General features: G+C 72.8%; 14 protein-coding genes and 1 pseudogene. 8 read left to right on the forward strand and 7 right to left on the reverse strand.

The window, feature by feature from the left end; translation table 11 throughout:
- Nucleotides 1–19: 19 nt before the first annotated feature.
- The 3 genes from HJD23_RS02030 to HJD23_RS02040 all read right to left on the reverse strand — a co-directional run bounded on the left by HJD23_RS02030 (nt 20) and on the right by HJD23_RS02040 (nt 4699).
- Nucleotides 20–1489, reverse strand: coding sequence for a hypothetical protein (locus HJD23_RS02030; RefSeq protein WP_206326293.1), 1470 nt, complete (start codon nt 1487–1489; stop codon nt 20–22).
- Between the two features lie 130 nt (nt 1490–1619).
- On the reverse strand, nt 1620–3962 hold the full coding sequence (locus HJD23_RS02035) for a glycoside hydrolase family 65 protein (RefSeq protein WP_171115063.1): 2343 nt from the start codon (nt 3960–3962) through the stop codon (nt 1620–1622).
- A complete protein-coding gene (locus tag HJD23_RS02040; protein WP_171115061.1) occupies nt 3959–4699 on the reverse strand; it encodes a beta-phosphoglucomutase family hydrolase in 741 nt (246 codons plus the stop codon). The genes HJD23_RS02035 and HJD23_RS02040 overlap by 4 nt, the downstream gene beginning before the upstream one ends.
- A 370-nt stretch (nt 4700–5069) precedes the next feature.
- Here HJD23_RS02040 and HJD23_RS02045 point away from each other — a divergent pair, with 370 nt between their 5' ends.
- The gene (locus HJD23_RS02045) at nt 5070–5702 is read left to right on the forward strand and encodes a nucleoside/nucleotide kinase family protein (protein ID WP_171115059.1); all 633 of its coding nucleotides are present in this window, start codon (nt 5070–5072) and stop codon (nt 5700–5702) included.
- 215 nt (nt 5703–5917) lie between these two features.
- On the opposite strand, the pseudogene HJD23_RS02050 reads toward HJD23_RS02045, so the two are convergent.
- Nucleotides 5918–6250: pseudogene (locus HJD23_RS02050) on the reverse strand (hypothetical protein); the annotation flags it as partial.
- 274 nt (nt 6251–6524) lie between these two features.
- On the opposite strand from HJD23_RS02050, the gene HJD23_RS02055 reads away from it, so the two are divergent.
- The 4 genes from HJD23_RS02055 (at nt 6525) to HJD23_RS02070 (ending at nt 13142) form a co-directional block, all read left to right on the forward strand.
- Nucleotides 6525–8459, forward strand: coding sequence for a phosphatase PAP2 family protein (locus HJD23_RS02055; protein WP_171115057.1), 1935 nt, complete (start codon nt 6525–6527; stop codon nt 8457–8459).
- Nucleotides 8460–8904: 445 nt separating this feature from the next.
- A complete protein-coding gene (locus HJD23_RS02060) occupies nt 8905–9828 on the forward strand; it encodes a MurR/RpiR family transcriptional regulator (protein WP_171115055.1) in 924 nt (307 codons plus the stop codon).
- Nucleotides 9829–10147: 319 nt separating this feature from the next.
- Nucleotides 10148–10522: a hypothetical protein gene (locus HJD23_RS02065; protein ID WP_171115053.1), complete on the forward strand. Its 375-nt coding sequence runs from the start codon at nt 10148–10150 to the stop codon at nt 10520–10522.
- 214 nt (nt 10523–10736) lie between these two features.
- On the forward strand, nt 10737–13142 hold the full coding sequence (locus tag HJD23_RS02070; protein ID WP_240980609.1) for a SpoIIE family protein phosphatase: 2406 nt from the start codon (nt 10737–10739) through the stop codon (nt 13140–13142).
- A 33-nt stretch (nt 13143–13175) separates the two neighbouring features.
- Here the strand turns inward: HJD23_RS02070 and HJD23_RS02075 are convergent, their stop codons facing one another.
- On the reverse strand, nt 13176–13526 hold the full coding sequence (locus HJD23_RS02075) for a MarR family transcriptional regulator (RefSeq protein ID WP_171115050.1): 351 nt from the start codon (nt 13524–13526) through the stop codon (nt 13176–13178).
- Between the two features lie 131 nt (nt 13527–13657).
- Between HJD23_RS02075 and HJD23_RS02080 the strand changes: the two genes are divergently transcribed.
- From HJD23_RS02080 to HJD23_RS02090, 3 genes are all read left to right on the forward strand, one after another.
- Entirely contained in the window at nt 13658–14332 is a 675-nt protein-coding gene (locus HJD23_RS02080; RefSeq protein ID WP_171115049.1) for an ANTAR domain-containing protein, read from the forward strand.
- A gap of 100 nt (nt 14333–14432) precedes the next feature.
- Entirely contained in the window at nt 14433–15101 is a 669-nt protein-coding gene (locus HJD23_RS02085; protein WP_171118886.1) for a TetR family transcriptional regulator, read from the forward strand.
- 151 nt (nt 15102–15252) lie between these two features.
- On the forward strand, nt 15253–15666 hold the full coding sequence (locus HJD23_RS02090; protein WP_171115047.1) for a zinc ribbon domain-containing protein: 414 nt from the start codon (nt 15253–15255) through the stop codon (nt 15664–15666).
- 124 nt (nt 15667–15790) lie between these two features.
- On the opposite strand, the gene HJD23_RS02095 is transcribed toward HJD23_RS02090, so the two are convergent.
- Both HJD23_RS02095 and HJD23_RS02100 read right to left on the reverse strand, forming a co-directional pair.
- Nucleotides 15791–16177 carry a PPOX class F420-dependent oxidoreductase gene (locus tag HJD23_RS02095; protein ID WP_171115045.1) on the reverse strand — a complete coding sequence of 129 codons (387 nt, stop codon included), beginning with the start codon at nt 16175–16177 and terminating at the stop codon, nt 15791–15793.
- Between the two features lie 24 nt (nt 16178–16201).
- Nucleotides 16202–17380 (reverse strand): aminotransferase class I/II-fold pyridoxal phosphate-dependent enzyme, encoded by a 1179-nt coding sequence (locus HJD23_RS02100; RefSeq protein WP_171115043.1) that lies wholly within the window; start codon nt 17378–17380, stop codon nt 16202–16204.
- Nucleotides 17381–17436: the final 56 nt, after the last annotated feature.

Consider the following 17436-nt stretch of genomic DNA (forward strand, 5'->3'; position numbering starts at 1 on the left):
GGGAAACGTCCCGGCCGGGTCACGGAGCCTGCGTGAGCGCAGGTTCACCGGACCCGCTCTGCGGTGCGACGTACACCCGCAGTTCGTCGAGCCGGTGCACGGTCCAGTCGCGGGCGTACGCCGGTGGGCGGCCGTCGGCTGTGGTCAGGGCGGCGACGGGGATGCGGCGGGCGCGGCTCAGGATCTCCGCCTCGGTGGTGTTGGCGTTGTGCCCGCGGACCGCGCCGGAGGAGCAGCCGGTGTAGTACGCGATGGGGATGGCCTGGTGGCCGGTGAGCAGGCAGGGCGGGCGTACCCCGAGGCGGTGCAGTCGGTCGGCGGTGCGCACCCAGTCCTCGCGGTCGGCGACGGTGCGCTGCGCGGTGCGGTCCAGGACGACGTACTGCACCACCAGATGACCGGTCAGCCCGAGCGCGACCAGGGTCGCCGCCACGGGCCGCCACCGCCCGTCCGGTGCGGTGACCAGGCGCCACAGCGCGTCGGCGGTGGGGAGGGCGAGGAGCGCGTAGGCGGGCAGCAGGAAGCGGGGGGCCGCGTACTCGATCAGGAAGAGGTAGGGGACGGCGGCCGTCGTGGCGCAGGCCAGGGCGACGAGGGAGGGTCTGGCGCGGCCGGCGCGGATCGCGATCGCGAGGCCGAGCGCGGCCAGGAGCGGCAGGGCGTACCACCACAGCGTGATGACCGGGTGGGGCATCGGGACGTCGCACGGGCGGCACAGGGTGCGGCCGACCAGGCTGCGCAGTTGATCGTCGACGGCGAAGTTCAGGCCGAGTCCGCCCTGGATGCGGGAGCCCTCGGCGAGCCGCTCGCCCAGGCCGCCGTAACTGACGTACGCCTCGACGATCCACTGCGCGGCCCCGGCCGCCAGGCCCGCCAGCAGTGCCGCGAGGGCCCGCCACTGCCGCACGGACACGGCGAGGACCAGCAAGGGAACCGTCACCCATACCGCGTCCGTCGGCCGCATCAACGCCATCAGCGCCGCGCTCGCCCCGATCCCCCACAGTGCCCTGCCGCCGTCCTCCCCGGCCCGCACGAAGCAGCCGACGCAGATCAGCGCGCCGATCGCCACCCAGTAGTTGGGCATGGCCTGCGGGGCGTAGAAGAGCGTCACCCAGAGGGTGCCGAACAGGGCGCCGGCGGTGGCCAGGACGCGGGGCGGGAACAGGCCGCGCCAGGAGCGCAGGGCCAGGTAGAGGCCGAGGCCTGCGAGGAGTGCGAGGTAGACGCGGAGCAGTGCGGTGGACGTCGACCAGGACGCGATCGGCGCCACCAGCAGGGAGACGCCGCGGGCGCGGGGTGCGCTGAAGAAGGCGGCGGGGGCCTGGTCGCCGACCTGGCTGACGTACACCGTCTCGTCCCAGCCGAGGCCCATGCCGGGCGGCACCAGCAGGAGTTGCGCCACGGTGAAGGCGCCCGCCACCACCGCCGGGGCGCCCGGCGGGCCGAAGCGCAGCGTTCCGAAACGGGTGACCCTCGCACTGTCGGCCATGGTCCGGCCCCTCCCCCAAGCTCACCGGGTCGCTGAAACCCCCACAGCCTGTGAACTGAGGGCGAATTCAAGGAAAACAAGCATGAACACTAACCCATGGGAGTGGGACACGCGTCGCCGGGCCCACCGCTCAGTGGATGTTCGGTGCGCGGTGCGGGGGCTGTTCCGGGGTCGGGCGCGTGGGTGTCGGAGGGACCGTGCGGACGGCGGGGCTGTCGGGGCCGACGTTCAGGGGTTCGCCGTGGTGACTGATCGTCAGGCGTGGGCCGGAGAGCAGGGTATACGTGGCCTTGTCGGGCGTGATCTCCACGTGCAGGCGGCGGTCGAGGAACTGGATCGTGAAGGCGAGACGGCTCAACCGTTCGGGCAGGCGGGGCGCGAAGCGCAGCGTGTCGCCGGTGCGGCGCATCCCGCCGAAACCGGCGACCAGCGCCATCCACGTACCGGCCAGCGACGCGATGTGCAGTCCGTCGCGGGTGTTCTGCTCCAGGTCGGCCAGGTCCATCAGGGCCGCCTCGACGGTGTAGTCGTAGGCGAGACCGAGGTGGCCGGCCTGGGCGGCGATGACGGCCTGGACGCAGGCGGAGAGCGAGGAGTCCCGCACCGTCAGCGGCTCGTAGTAGGCGAAGTTGCGGGCGATGTGCTCGTCGTCGAAGTGGCTGCCGCAGGTGTACATCGCGAGCACCAGGTCGGCCTGCTTGACGACTTGCTTGCGGTACAGGTCGAAGTAGGGGAAGTGCAGCATGAGGGGGAACTGGTCGGGGCCCGTCGACTCGAAGTCCCAGCGCTGGTAGCGGGTGAAGCCCGCGTGCTGCTCGTGCACACCGAGGGCGGCGTTGTACGGGATGTGCATGGCGGTGGCGGCGTCGCGCCAGGCGGCGCTCTCCTCGTGGTCCACGTCCAGTTGCGCGGCCTGTTCCGGGTGGCGTTCGACGGCGTCGGCGGCGGCCAGCAGGTTCGCCCGGGCCATGAGGTTGGTGTACGTGTTGTCGTCGGCGATCGCGCTGTACTCGTCCGGGCCGGTGACACCGTCGATGTGGAACGCGCCGTGGTGGTCGTGGTGGCCGAGGGAGCGCCACAGCCGCGCCGTCTCCACCAGCAGCTCCACGCCGGTGTCCCGCTCGAAGTCGCGGTCGCCGGTCGCCGCCACGTACCGGACGACGGCGTCGGCTATGTCGGCGTTGACATGGAAGGCGGCGGTGCCGGCGGGCCAGTACGCCGAGCCCTCCGAGCCCTCGATCGTCCGCCACGGGAACGCCGCCCCGCCCAGGCCGAGTTGGGCGGCGCGTTCACGGGCGGCGGGCAGGGTGTTCTGCCGCCAGCGCAGCGCCTCGGCGACGGCACCGGGCGAGGTGTAGGTCAGCAGGGGCAGCACGAACGTCTCGGTGTCCCAGAAGGCGTGGCCGTCGTAGCCGGAGCCGGTCAGGCCCTTGGCGGGTATCGCGCGGCCCTCGGCGCGGGCGCCCGCCTGGAGGACGTGGAAGAGGGCGAAGCGGACCGCCTGCTGGATCTCCTCGTCGCCGTCGACCTCGACGTCGGCCCGCGCCCAGAAGTCGTCCAGATACGCCTGCTGTTCGTCGAGCAGGCCCTGCCAGCCGCTGTGCGCGGCCGCCGCCAGCGCCGCCTCGACCTGGTCGCTCATCGCGGGCCGGGAGCGAACGCCGGACCAGCCGTGCGCGACCAGCTTCTCCACCCGCAGCCGCTCGCCGGGGCCGAGCACGGAGGTGACGGTGAGGCGGGCCACGTCCACGTGGCTCTCGCTGCTCGTGGTCGTGCGCTCCGGGCCGGTGACGACGTGGTCGGCGGCCACGGCGACGCGCAGGCCGCTGCGCCGGGTGCGGTGCACGAGGCGCAGCCGGGGGCCGTCGGCGAAGTCCTCCTCGTGCTCCAGCGGCGACTTCAGCGCCCGGGCGGCACGTGGGTCGCCGTTCGGCTCGGGCAGGCTCTCGTTGGTGACCAGCTCCGACTGGATCACCACCCGCGTACGGCTGTCGACGGGCTCCACCTCGTACGCCACGGCGGCGATCGCCCGCTGTGTGAGCGACACCAGCCGCGTCGAACGCACCCGCACCGTCGAACCGGCCGGTGAGGTCCACTCGCAGACCCGCTCCAGCACACCCCTGCGCAGATCCAGCGTGCGCTCGTGCGCGACTAGCCGCCCGTAGCGCAGGTCGAACGGCTCGTCGTCGACGAGTAGCCGGACGACCTTGCCGTTGGTGACGTTGATGACCGTCTGACCGGACTCCGGATAGCCGTACCCGGCCTCGGCGTACGGCAGCGGATGCAGCTCGTGGACCCCGTTGAGGTACGAGCCGGGCAGGCCGTGCGGCTCGCCCTCGTCGAGGTTGCCGCGCCAGCCGACATGGCCGTTGGACAGCGCGAACACGGACTCGCTCTGTGCCAGCACGTCGAGTTTGAGGTCCGTCTCCCGCACGGTCCACGGCTCGACGGCGTACGCCCCCTGTGTGATCACTCCTTGCCCCCCAGTTCGGCGAGATCGTGTACGACCCGGTCCGCGCCGTGCGCGTACAGGGCGTCGGCCTGTCCGGCGCGGTCGACGCCGACAACGTGACCGAAGCCGCCCGCGCGCCCGGCGTCCATGCCGGCCAGCGCGTCCTCGAACACGGCCGCCTGCCACGCCTGGACACCGAGGTCGTGGGCGGCGGCCAGGAAGGTGTCCGGCCGCGGCTTCCCCGGCAGCTTCCGCTCCGCCGCCACGACGCCGTCGATGCGTACGTCGAACAGGTCCTCGGCGTCGATCGCGCGCAGCACGTCACGGCAGTTGGCGCTGGACGAGACGATCGCGGTGCGCAGGCCCTGGGCGCGGACCGCCTCGATGTAGCGCAGGGTGCTGTCGTAGGCCTCGACGCCGCCGCTGCGGATCTTCGCCAGGAGGAGGTCGTTCTTGCGGTTGCCGACGCCGTGCACGGTCGGGGCGTCGGGCGGGTCGTCGGGGCTTCCTTCGGGCAGGTGGATGCCGCGGGAGGCGAGGAAGGTGCGCACGCCGTCGGCGCGGGGGCGGCCGTCGACGTACTCGTCGTAGTCGGCGACGGCGTCGAACGGCCGGAAGTCGTCGCCGTCGCGCTCACGCAGGAAGGCGTCGAACGTCTCCTTCCAGGCGGCGGCGTGGACCACGGCCGTCTTGGTGACGACCCCGTCGAGGTCGAAGAGGCAGGCCAGGATTTCTTCGGGCAGACCGAGCTCTGTCATACGGGAACGGTTCCCCGGCTCGGCGGGGTCCAGTGGGTGGCGGGCGCCACACGGGGCGCCTTGCGCCGTACGACGGTCAGTCGAGGGGGAACGCGTAGGCCACCTCGGTGCCCGCGGTGACGTCCAGGGACTCGATCTCGAAGGACGCGCCCTGGGACTGCGGCTTCGGCCCACCGGGTGATGAGGTCGCGGATCCGGGTCTCGTCGTCGGACATATGCCTTGCTCCCTTCTTCCTGGCCTCTCCCCCTTCTTCCTCGTCTCGCCCCCTTCTTCCTCGTCTCGCCCCCTTCTTCCTCGTCTCTTCCCCTGATCCGACTCTGCCCGGAGCCGGAACTCGTCGCCCGTCGGCCGGATGACACACTCTGCTGTGTGCCGGTGACCTTCGACGACCTCCTGGCCCGCGCCCGTGCCCTCGTGGCGGACGGCCGCCGGGCCGTCCTCGGCATCACCGGCAGCCCCGGCGCGGGCAAGACGACCCTCGCGGAACGCCTGGTGCGGGAGCTGAACGACCCGGGCCGGCCGTGGGTCGCGCACGTCCCCATGGACGGTTTCCACCTCGCCGACGTGGAGTTGGACCGGCTCGGCCGCCGCGAGCGCAAGGGCGCGCCCGACACCTTCGACGCGGCCGGGTACGCGGCCCTGCTGCGGCGGCTGCACGAGGACGGTGACGACGTGGTGTACGCGCCCGGCTTCGAGCGCGTCCTGGAGCAGCCGATCGCGGGCGCGATCCCCGTCCCGCCGACCGCCCGCCTGGTCGTGACCGAGGGCAACTACCTGCTGCTCGCCTCGGGCGCCTGGGCGCGCGTCCGGCCGCAGCTGGACGAGGTGTGGTTCTGCGAGCTGCCGGAGCCGGAGCGGATCCGCCGCCTCGTCGCCCGGCACGAGGAGTTCGGCAAGGGCCACGAGGAGGCGGTGGCGTGGGTACTGGGGACGGACCAGCGCAACGCCGAGCTGGTGGCGACGACCCGGGACCGCGCGGACGTGGTCGTGGCCACGGGCTAACGGCGCTCGAGTGTCAGCTCCGGTTCACCCTGGGCGTCGCCCGCCGCGTCGCCGATCAGGGCCGTGAAGGCCTCCGTGTCGACCGTCAGGCCGCGTGGGCCGGGCTCGAAGGTGGGGGCGAACGGGGTCGGATCGCCGTAGCGGACGGCGAACACGTGCAGATCCGCCGGTGCCTCCGGGGCCGGGCCCGCTTCCAGGGCCGTGGTGGAGACCAGGTCGGCCGCGTCCAGCACGTTGACCGTCTGCAGCAGCGTCCACACCGTGCTCGGCCGGTCGCCGTGCGGGTGCGCGCCCGCGCGGAGGACGAAGCGGGCGTACGGCAGTCCGGAGTCGCGGATTCTCAGGTTCGGGTAGCCGGGGTTGTCCGCGCGGAACACCCGCTCGCGCAGAGGGAAGGCGAGACTGCGGCGTACCGCCTCCGGCAGGCGTGGGTCCCGGCCGCGCTGCCAGGCGAGCGCGAGCAGGGATGTGACGCCGAGGGAGGTGTCGTAGGCCTCGGGGGTGTCCGGCAGGTCGTGCAACGGACGGCGCTGGTAAGGGAGATGCACATCGGTCAGCCTTTCCGCGCGACCGCTTCGACGAACGCGGGATCGGATACGATCGCACGCGTTCGCACAGCGAACATCAAGGCCCGCCAGGGCGGAACGAACACACCCGCACAGACTTCACCAGATCTCGTTCACCCCCAGGACATGACGCCGTCGCCGGACCGCCCCCGGACCGACACAACTCGCCCGTAGATCTTCGCTTGCACGCCTTGCGTGCCTCACCCACCCCCGTCGCCACCGCGCGCACCCACCTGAACGCCAGGGAGGCATCCTCATGCCGTCACCAGCCGGTCACCCGTCCACCGCGTCGGCAGGTCAGCTCGCCCTGAACCGCCGGGGTTTCCTCAGGACCTCGCTGGGCACCTCCGCGGGGCTGCTGGCCGCCCCGACCTTCGTCGGCTGGCTGGCCGCCACGGACGCCAAGGCCGCCACCCCGCTCGCCGCGTTCGTCGACGACTACAAGAGCAACGTCACCGCGAACCGGACGCCCGAGACCAACGCCGTGGTGCGGGTCCTCGGCGGGATGGCCGAGGTGTGGAAGACCGGCGACGCCTGGAACACCGGCACACCGCTGCGGCCCGAGGTGCTGCGTGCCAACATGCGCTACTGCGCCCGGATCACGGCCAGGCGCACGCCGGAGCAGGCCAAGGAGGCGTTCATCGTCGACCGGCAGCACCAGAGCTACGCGATGATCGCGGGTCTGGGCCCGCTGGCCGGCCTGTACCGGGAGGGCGCCAAGGCGGTCACCTCGATCACCAGCGCCCCGGACGGCACACCGGCCACCAAGATCAGCGACGCGGTTCCGGCCGACGCGCCCGCCGGATCGGCGCTCGGCGCGGGCTCGACCACCTCGGAGCTGGGCAAGGTGGCCGAGCTGGTCAACACGGTGCGCGGCCCGTTCGCCTCCAGCAACCCCGCCAAGTTCACGTACCAGTACCCGCGCCCGTGGCGTATGAACGAGGACAGCGAGGTCGTCGACACCGGGCGGACGGACGCGCTCGGCTACCCGGTGTACGACTCCGAGGTGATCGTCGCCCCGCAGTTGCTGCGCCAGCGCAGCACCAGCCCCGACGACGACGGCGGCTTCCCCAGCGGTCACACCAACGCCCTGCACCTGGCGTGCCTGGCGTTCGCCTACGCGATACCCGAGCGGTTCCAGGAGCTGGTGACGCACGCCTTCGCGCTCGCCGACACCCGGATCGTGGCCGGTATGCACTCCCCCGTCGACGTCATCGGCGGCCGCGTCATGGCCACCGCCCTGGCGGCGGCCGCGCTGGCCGACCCGGCGAACGCGGAGCTGAAGGCCGCAGCGCGCGCCCAGGCCCTCGCCTACTTCCGGGCGCGGACCGGCACCACGGCGGACACCCTGGACGCCTACGCGCACTCGGCGGACGCCGACACCGACCCGTACGCGGACCGGGCCGCCAACGCCCGTTCCGTGCGGCGGCGGTTGACGTACATCCTGACCCGGCACGGCCGCAGCAAGCCGATGACCGTGCCGAAGGGCGCGGAGGTGCTGCTGGAGACGCGGCTGCCGTATCTGACCGCCGAGCAGCGCCGCGAGGTGCTGCGCACGACCGCGCTGCCCTCGGGGTACGTGCTGCTGGACGGCTTCGAGCAGTGGGGCCGGCTGAACCTGTTCGCCGCGGCGGACGGTTACGGCGCCTTCGACTCCGACGTGACGGTGACGCTGGACGCGGCGGCCGGCGGCTTCGGCGCGGCCGACGCCTGGCGCAACGACATCGACGGGCGCGGCGGGCTGACCAAGCGGGGCACCGGAACGCTGACCCTGACCGGCCACAACAAGTACACCGGCGGCACCGTGGTCACGGGCGGTGTGCTGGCCGCCGGTTCGGGCCACGCGCTGGGACACGGTGACGTGCGGGTGACCGGCGGCACGCTGAGGCTCGCCAAGTCGGTGCGGGTGCACGGCACCTACGCCCAGGAGTCGGGCGCGCTGGAGGTGACCCTCCGCTCCTGCAAGGAGCCCGCCCTGGAGGTGACGCGGCGGGTGATGCTCGGCCGGGGCAGCACGCTGTCCCTGCGGCTCGACGCCGACAAGCCCCCGGCCGCGGGCAGGACGGTGCGCGTGCTCGACGTCCCGGTGCTGCGCGGCCAGTTCGACCGCGTCGAGCTGGACTCCGACACACTGCGGGCCGTGCCCCTGTACACCGCGCGCGGTCTGTCGGTGCGGCTGCTGAAGCGGTGACACCGGCCGGTGCGGGAGCCGGCGTACCGCCCCGGCTCCCGCACCGGTTTTGGCCGCCTCCGGATGACCGGCATGCGCCCCTGTTCCGGCGGCCCCGGTGACCGGGCGTCGCCCCTACCCCGGCCGCCCTGGGGACCGGCATCGCCCCTGCCCCGGCCGACCCCGGTGACCGGCATCGCCCCTGCCCCGGCCGACCCCGGTGACCGGCATCGCCCCTACCCCGGCCGACCCCGGTGACCGGCATCGCCCCTACCCCGGCCGACCCCGGTGACCGGCGTCGCCCCTACCCCGGCCGCCCTGGGGACCGGCATCGCCCCTGCCCCAGCCACCCCCAGAGACCGGCATCCCCCCTGCCCCGACCACCCCCAGAGACCGGCATGCGCCCCTGATCGCCACCCTGCGTGAGCTATGTTGAAGCTCCCTGGGAAGCAAAGGAGGCGCACCCGTGGCATCGCCGCAGCAGGCACGCGCACAGGCATCCGCGATCACCTCGGGGAAGACCGCACCGGAGACGGAGGCCGCCCCGAGTTCCCAGCTCAGGGCGCTGTTCGACCAGCCCCGACTGTCGCCGGGGCAGCGGCGCATCGCGCAGTACCTGATCGAGCACCTCACCGAGGCGGCGTTCCTGTCGATCACCGAGCTCGCCGACCGGGCCGGAGTCAGCCAGCCGTCGGTGACGCGTTTCGCCGCCGCGGTCGGCTTCAGCGGTTACCCCGCGCTACGGGAGAAGCTCCAGGCGATCGCCCTCGGCGCGCTGGCCGGCGGCCCCGCGACCGCCGAGGAGGACCGCGGCAACGAACTCCAGGCGGCGGTGGACGCCGAGATCGAGAACCTGGAGAACCTGCGCCGTGACTTCGCCGACCCCGACCAGGTGATCGCGATCGGCCGGCAGTTGTCGGAGTCGACCCCGCTGACCGTGCTGGGGCTGCGCATCTCCGCCTCGCTCGCCGAGTACTTCGCGTACGCCGCGCGCCGCATCCACCCCGACGTACGGCTGGTGACGCGGGGCGGCAGCGTCGCCTACGACGCGCTGCTGCAGTCCCGCGAGGCCGGCGGCACCTGGGTGCTGGCGTTCTCGATGCCCCGGCACGCCCACGAGACCCTCGCCGCGGTGCGCCTCGCGCGCGGCGCCGGGCTGCGCGTCGCCCTGATCACCGACCTGGCGCTCGGACCGGTCGCCGACGAGGCCGACGTCACCTTCGCCACGGGCACCGGCTCCCGGCTGGTCTTCGACTCCTACGCCGCGCCCGGCGTGATCGCGGCCGCGCTGCTCCAGGCCATGACGGACGCCGACCCGGAACGCACCCAGGCCCGGCTGGAGGCGTACGAGCAGGTCTCCGACCAGCACCAGTTCTTCCTGCGGGACTGAGCTTCCCGCCCCTATCCGAGCGGCATTGCAAAGGGACCTTTCATTTCAAAGCGCGCATGAATGTTTTCATACGTCTTGCAAAGCGATCGGCATATATAAATACTGCTCGCGGATCCGCACCGCCTGAGGAGAGTCGGCCGTCCGCGCATGCACCAGGTCTGCTTTCCCAGGGCGCCCGCACGAACACCCGAAGCCGACGTCCCCTACCCGCGTCGGTGCCCTGGGTGTTCGGTCGGGGCGGCCCCGGTCATCCCCTAGGCCGGGGCCGCCCCACCACCGCGGACCACCTCCGCACCGCAGCACACCGGAAGCGATCATCATGCCCCTGACGTCCACGCGCACCAGCCCGGACTGGCCGTGCCAGGTCAAGACCCCCGGCAGCTACGACTGGGAGCGCTCGGCGGCCAAGTGGCTGCGCGAGCTGGTACCGGCGCGGTACGCCGGCTATCCGGCACTGATCCGCCACCCCGTGCTGCTCGCCCGGCACGCGCAGATCCAGGTCCAGCACGAGATCCGGATCGCCCGCACCGCCCTGCAGACCGCCCGCGCCGACCTGCCGCGGCTCGGCATGCCGGAGTCGGTCATCGAGCACACGATCAAGCTGTACGCCGCCGAGGTGCTGCAACTCCAGCACATCGCGCGCAGCGTCCGGGCGGTGACCGACGCGCTGGTGGAGCGCAACTCGGGGCGCTGAGGGGGCACTTCGGGAGCACTTCAGGGGTGCGGCCCCGGGACTTCGGGAGCACTTCAGGCATGCGCCCCGGGACCTCGCGTGCGCCCGGCACGGCAAGGGGGGCTCTGCCGACCAGGACCGGCGTGACCAGCCATGGCCACGCCTTGCACTTTCGAGTGGATTCCCTCCCGGCGACCTTGTGCTCTCCGGGGGGTCCCTGTGCGATGCTCGACGCGTGACGAGCGACCCCGCGATCCCGGCGGAGAACGGCACCGGGTCCGAGACGGTCACATCGGCCGGAGCCATGGCCGGGCGACGCGCCGAGCCGGACCGGCTGCGGGACCTGGCGGCGACCTCGGCTGTCCTGGAGCGGGCCAAGGGCGCGCTCATGGCGCTCACCGGGTGCTCCGCGGACGCGGCGCACGAGGAACTCCTCAGGCGCGCGAACGCCGGGAACCGCACGCTGATCGAGGAGTGCTGGATCACGCTCGGCAGCGGCTCCCCCGCCAAGGCCGTCCCGGCCCCCGACCGGGCGCCGCCGGCGCCCGGCACCCCCGGCGTCCCGGTCCCCCCTCCCGCCCGTGAGCCGTCCGACGACGGATCGACCGCCCTGGGACGGCTGGGCAAGGCACTCGTCGGCGTGCGCACCCCGCAGGAGCTGGCCGGATGCCTGCTGGAGCATCTCGCGCACACCGTCGCCGCCGACGCGGTCATGGTCTTCGCCCGGCTCCCCGAGGGCGGCCTCGAACTGGTCGGGCACGCGGGCGTCGATGCCACACTGGCCGCCCAGTGGCGTCGGGTGCCCCCGCTGACCGGCATCGCCGCGCTGGACACGCTGCGCACCCGACAGGCGCGCTGGCTGGAGGACCTCGCGGAGGACCGGAAGCGGTTCCTGCTCATCGGCGACCCGCCCGAGCGCTGGCGGTCGCGCGCCTGGCTGCCGGTGGTGACCGGCGACACCGCCGACGTCGCCATCGGCGTGCTGCGCACCCGCCCCGGTCCGTTCACGCCGCGCACCCGCGAGCATCTGCGGGCGGTCGTCCGGCTGTGCGCGGGCCGGCTGCGGGCCTTCGACGCCCGGCCGGAACCCGCCGCCGACGGCGCCGCCGACGCCGTACAGGCCGTGTTCGACACCCTGCCCGGCGCGGCGATGCTGCTCACCCCGCTGCGCGCCCCCTCCGGCGACATCGAGGACTACCGCATCGACGCGGCCACCCCGGAGGCGATCGACGTCATCGGGCGCAGTGGCCGGGAGCTGGTGGGGCTGCGGATCCTGGAGTGCTGGCCGCCGGTGGCCGACGAGTCGCTGTGGCAGCGGTGCCTGGATGTGCTGAGCGACGGGATGCCGTACGAGGGCGAGCCGTTCGCGCAGCAGGACGTGGTGGCCGGCGTCGCCGAACTGTCCACGTACTCGGTACGGGTGGCGCGGCTGGGCGACGGGCTCGTGGTCAGCTGGATCCGGCACGACCCGTCGGACCGGCAGGAGCAGCGGCTGGCGGACGTGCAGCGGCTGGGCAACCTCGGCTGGGCGAGCTGGAACCTGGTCACCGACGAAGTCACCTGGTCCGCCCAGATCTTCACCGTCCTCGACCGCGATCCCGCGCGCGGCCCGCTGCGGCTCTCCGAACTGCCAGGCCTCGCCGTGCCGGAGGACGCACCGGCCCTGACCCGCGCCATCCGGGCGCTCCAGCACGAAGGGCGGCCGGTCGACGCGCCGTTCCGGATCCGGACGGCACGCGGGGTACGCCATCTGCGGGCCGTCGCCGAGGCGGTGGCCGACCTGCACGGCACGCCCGTCGAGGTGCACGGCTTCGTGCAGGACCTCACGGCACAGCGCAGCGCCGAACTCGCCCTGGTGGCGAGCGAACGGGCGATCCTCACCCAGCACGGGGTGCTCCAGGCCGAACGGGCGCTGGCCGCCCGGCTCCAGCACGCGCTGCTGCCGCTGCCGGACAAGCCGTTGCGGCTGGCCGGGCTGCGGGTGGAGGTGGCGTATCTGCCCGCGCAGTCGGGGATCCATGTCGGCGGCGACTGGTACAGCGCCATCGAACTGCCGGACGGAACCGCGCTGTTCGTGGTCGGGGACGTCGCCGGTCACGGCATCGACGCCGTGGCCACGATGGCCCAGCTCCGGTTCACCGCCAAGGGCATGGTCATCACGGGCTCCTCGCTCACCGGTGCCCTCAACCGGCTCAACACGCTGCTGCTGCACTCCCGCGACCCGCACGGCACGGCGACCATGGTGCTGGCCCACTACCATCCCGGCGAACGCCGACTGGTCTGGGCTCAGGCCGGCCATCTCCCGCCGCTGTTGCTGCGCGACGGAGAGGTACGGCGGCTCGGCCGGCCCGGCGGGATGCTGCTCGGGGCGAGCACCACGCCGGTCTTCGAGGAGGCGGAGTGCCGACTGGAGCCCGGCGACCGGCTGTTGCTCTACACGGACGGGCTGGTGGAGCGCCCCTCGGAGGGCATCGACCGCGGCCTGGAACGGCTCGCGCAGGCCCTCGTCACCCACCACACCGACGAGCCCGGCTCACTCGGCCCGCTGCTCGCGGCCGTGTTGGAGGAAGAACGACGGGACGACGTCTGTGTGGTGGACATCCGCGTGCCGACCGACCCGGCGGACGCCGCGCAGGGCTGACCGTCGCATGTGATCCCCGGTCGGATGCGGGTCTCAGCTCTCGCCGGCCGGCGCCCCGCTGTCCGCGGACTCCCGGTCGCGGTGCGCCTCGTCCCGGGCGAGCAGGGAGAGCAGCGCGGCCACGGTCAGCCCCGCCTCGGCCGGGTGCCGCAGCACCTTGGTGGGCTCGATGCGGTACGTGTTGCCCCGCCCCTCACGCCGGTGGGAGAGGTAACCGGCCTGCTCCAGATCGACGATGATCTTCTGCACGGCTCGCTCGGTGAGCCGGCAGTGCGCCGCGATGTCGCGTACGCGGGCGTTGTGATCATCGGCGATGGCGGCCAGCACCCGGGCGTGATTGGTGAGGAAGGTCCATCCGGTATGCGGCTCAGGCACTCCACCCATGGCCCCATCATAGGAGCGACGGTTCCCGCATTCAAAAACGCGAACCAGATTTCATGTATCTCTTGACGTATACCGGTGTGAGGTCGACTCTGGTGGGGACGGCAGGCAGGAGATTCGAAGGAGTGTCGGCCATGCCGGAGCCTGCGTTCTCCACGCAGCCCGCCACCCCCGCGGCCGTGCGGCCGCGGTCGCTGTCGATCGCCACACAGCCCGACGGCGGCCGCTCCATCGTGGTGGTGCGCGGTGAGTTGGACCTGCAGGCGGCCAACGAGCTGGGGGCCGCCCTGCGCCGGGCGCTGAAGTCCGCGGCCGAGGGCATCGACCTCGACATGCGAGGCGTCACCTTCTGCGACTGCTCGGCCCTGAACGTCCTGCTCGCCGTCCGCGAACAGGCCCTGGCGGAGAGCAGGACGGTGACGATCCAGTCCCTCAGTCCCGTGACCGAACGGCTCCTCACCCTCACGGGCACCCTGTCGCTCTTCACCGCCGAGACCGACGACGGCATCGACCACCAGCTCGGCGTGGAGGTCGTGCAGTTGCGCCGGGCCATGCAGACCAGGCCGACCATCGATCTGGCCCGCGGGGTCCTGATGGCCACGTTCGGGCTGAGCCCGCAGGACGCGTGGCACGTGCTGGTGATGGTGTCGCAACACACCAACACCAAGCTCCATCGTCTCGCCCAGGACCTGGTGACCGCCGTACAGGGGGAACCGCTGCCCGACTCGGTACAGCGTCAGGTGGCCGCGGCGGTGGCCCGGCTGTCGGAGTCCGACGGCCCCGGGGCACAGGGCGACGGTGAGGTATAGCGCGATCCCGCTCAGGGCACTCAGTTCCCCGCTTATGCTGCACTGAGTGCCACAGGGCTGTTCAGATGCTACGTTCCGTCCCATGAGCGCGAAACCGCCCATGCGGGAGGCCCTGGTCGCGGCGGCGTTCCAGTTGTTCCTGGAGCGGGGCTACGAACAGACCACCGTCGACGACATCGTGGCCCTCGCGGGAGTCGGGCGACGGTCGTTCTTCCGCTACTTCCCGTCCAAGGAGGACGTGGTCTTCCCCGACCACGAGCGCTGCCTGGCCGACATGACGGCCTTCCTGTCGTCCGGCGGCGAGGACGACGAGCCGGTCGGGCGGGTCTGCGACGCCGCCCGGCTGGTGCTGCGGATGTACGCCGAGAACCCGGCGTTCTCCGTGCAGCGTTACCGGCTCACCAGGGAAGTCCCCGGGCTGCGCGCGTACGAGCTGTCGGTGGTGTGGCGCTACGAGCGTGCGCTCGCCGAGTATCTGCGGGGGCGCTTCGCGGGCCGGCGCGACGGCACCCTGCGGGCGGACGTGATCGCGGCCGCCGTCGTCGCGGCGCACAACAACGCGCTGCGGTCCTGGCTGCGTTCGGACGGCAAGGGCGACGCGACCGCGGCGGTGGACCATGCCCTGGGCCTGGTGCAGGCCACCTTCGGCGGCGGGCCCACTCCCCCGGTGGACGAGCGGCCCGAGGACGTGGTGGTCGTCGTCTCGCGGCGCGGGGCTCCCCTGTGGCGTGTGATGCAGGAGATCGAGACCGCACTCGGCCGGGACTGACCCTCGGGATTCGGGGGTACGGAGTGCCTTTACGAGTGACACTCAGTGCCATACGCTGGGGCCGTGCACGGTGGCACGGTGAGCCGCGCACAGGCGTGCGCGTGGCGTCGCGCACGCGGGATTTCCGGCCGAGCGCAGGGAGTTGACCAGCGTGTACCACCACTCAGGAAGCGTCGCTCAGCAGGCATCCGGCTCCGCCGCGGGCGTCCTCGACCATCGGGCCTCCGACCAGGAGGCCATTCTCTTCCAGCGCTGCACGTGGTGCGGCACCGCCATGTACCACCGGCTGCTCTGCCCCGTCTGCCAGGGCAGCGACCTGCGGACGGAACGCAGCGAGGGAACCGGTACGGTCCGCCACACGACGGTGGTGCACCGCAACACGCCCGCCGCGCGCAATGTGTCCCTGATCGAGATGGCCGAGGGGTTCGTGGTGCGGGGCCGGGTGATGGGCCCGCCGGTCGGCATCCACAGCGGCGACCGGGTGCGGCTGTCCACCGCCAAGGACCCGGTCCGGGGCGAGCCGGTGTTCCAGCTGGTGGACGAGCCGTACCGGGCCTGGAGCTGAGGGGCCGCGCTCGGACGGGTTTGACGGGCGTTCCGGCGAGCCGAAGGGCGTTCTCCCGGCCGAGTCGACGGGCGACTCCGGCCGAGTCGACGGGCGTCCCTCAGCCGAGTCGACGGGCGTCCCCTCAGTCGTTCGGCCTCACCCGGATCCCGACCGTGCCCTCCCGGCCGCGCCGCAGTCGGCTGCCGAGCAGCACGAGGCGGCCCGAGATGCCGTACTTGCGCGCGATGAGCTGCCGATAGCGGGCCGTCGTCGCCGCGTCGGTGATCTCGGCGGTGGCCGGGACCTGTTCGCCGGTCGGGTTGCCGCGCAGGTCGCAGGGGCCGACGAGAACGTCGGAGCGGCGCCGGATCCGCTTGACCTTCCAGGAGTCGGCGACCGTCCAGACCCCGAGCGCGTCACCGTCGGCGACCACCCAGACGGGCGTCGGGACCGGGGTGCCGTCCTTGCGGTAGCTGGTGATCAGCAGGTACTTCCCGGCGCCGAGCCGGGCCGTTGACGTGGCGTCCATGGCGGGAGTGTAGGCGGGCCGCCCTCAGTCCAGCGCGGCGGCCATCCGCCGTACCCCTTCCGTGATGACCTCCGGCGATGTGGCCAGGTTCAGCCGTACGTGCCCGGCGCCGCCCGTCCCGAACGGCAGGCCGGAGTTGAGTGCCACGCGGCCCCGGTGCAGAAAGACGTCGGCCGGGTCGTCGCCCAGGCCGAGCGCGCGGCAGTCGAGCCAGGCGAGGTAGGTCGCGTCGCCGGGGCGGTAGGCGACGGCGGGCAGGTGCTCGGCCAGCAACTCGGCGAGCAGGCGCCGGTTCTCGTCGAGGCCGGCCAGGACGGCGTCCAGCCAGTCGGTGCCGTCGCGCAGGGCGGCGGTGTGGGCGATGATGCCCAGGTGGCTGGGGCCGTGGCTGACCTCCTCGGGCAGCAGCGCCAGGTCGGCGGCGGACTCGGGGCCCGCGATGGCCAGGGCCGCCTTGAGGCCGGCGAGGTTCCAGGCCTTGGAGGCCGACATCAGCGACAGGCCCCGCCCGCCGCCCGGCACACTGAGGTACGGCACGAAGTCCGTGTCGCCGACGACCAGCGGGGCGTGGATCTCGTCGGCGACGACGCGCACGCCGTACTCCTCGGCGAGGCGGGCGACGGCGGACAGCTCCTCGGTGGTGTGCAGGGTCCCGGTCGGGTTGTGCGGGCTGCACAGCAGGAACGCCGCCCGGCGCCCGCCCGCCACGGCCTGCCGGAAGGATTCCTCCAGAGCGCCGAAGTCGATGCGGAGGTCGGCGCCCAGCGGGGCCTGGAGCACCAGCCGGTCCATGTGCGCGACGAACTGGAAGAACGGCGGATAGACGGGCGGGTTGACCACCACCGCGTCCCCCGGCCCGGTCACCAGCTTGAGCATCTCGACCACGCCGAGCATCACGTCGGGCACGATCGCGGTGCGCGCCACGTCGAGCCCGGTCCAGACCCACCGCTTCTCGGCGAAGTCGGCCAGCGCCTCGGCGTAGGCGGTCCCCGCCGGGTAGCCGGTGTCGCCGAGCGCGAGCGCGTCGGTGAGCGCGCGGACGACGGGCTCGGCGAGCGGCACGTCCATCTCGGCCACCCACAGCGGCAGCACGTCATCCGGGTAGGTGCGCCACTTCATGCTCGTACGGCGCCGGAGCTGGTCGAGGTCCAGTGCGCGCAGGGGGTTCGGTTCACCGGACGTTCCGTGCGTGATCCTGGTCATGGGCACACGATAGGCGGCACGGCTCGGACCGCCCACCCGAAAACCCACAAGCCCCG

It is taken from the genome of Streptomyces sp. Z423-1 (assembly GCF_013009255.1).
Taxonomy (GTDB): Bacteria; Actinomycetota; Actinomycetes; order Streptomycetales; family Streptomycetaceae; genus Streptomyces; species Streptomyces gossypiisoli.

Bases quoted from the DNA above. Each gene is read 5' to 3' on its own strand.
- HJD23_RS02080 (WP_171115049.1), top strand. From the start codon at position 13,658: ATGCCGGAGCCTGCGTTCTCCACGCAGCCCGCCACCCCCGCGGCCGTG.
- HJD23_RS02040 (WP_171115061.1), bottom strand. From the start codon at position 4,699: ATGACAGAGCTCGGTCTGCCCGAAGAAATCCTGGCCTGCCTCTTCGAC.
- HJD23_RS02065 (WP_171115053.1), top strand. From the start codon at position 10,148: ATGCCCCTGACGTCCACGCGCACCAGCCCGGACTGGCCGTGCCAGGTC.
- HJD23_RS02085 (WP_171118886.1), top strand. From the start codon at position 14,433: ATGCGGGAGGCCCTGGTCGCGGCGGCGTTCCAGTTGTTCCTGGAGCGG.
- HJD23_RS02075 (WP_171115050.1), bottom strand. From the start codon at position 13,526: ATGGGTGGAGTGCCTGAGCCGCATACCGGATGGACCTTCCTCACCAAT.
- HJD23_RS02030 (WP_206326293.1), bottom strand. From the start codon at position 1,489: ATGGCCGACAGTGCGAGGGTCACCCGTTTCGGAACGCTGCGCTTCGGC.
- HJD23_RS02095 (WP_171115045.1), bottom strand. From the start codon at position 16,177: ATGGACGCCACGTCAACGGCCCGGCTCGGCGCCGGGAAGTACCTGCTG.
- HJD23_RS02100 (WP_171115043.1), bottom strand. From the start codon at position 17,380: ATGACCAGGATCACGCACGGAACGTCCGGTGAACCGAACCCCCTGCGC.
- HJD23_RS02055 (WP_171115057.1), top strand. From the start codon at position 6,525: ATGCCGTCACCAGCCGGTCACCCGTCCACCGCGTCGGCAGGTCAGCTC.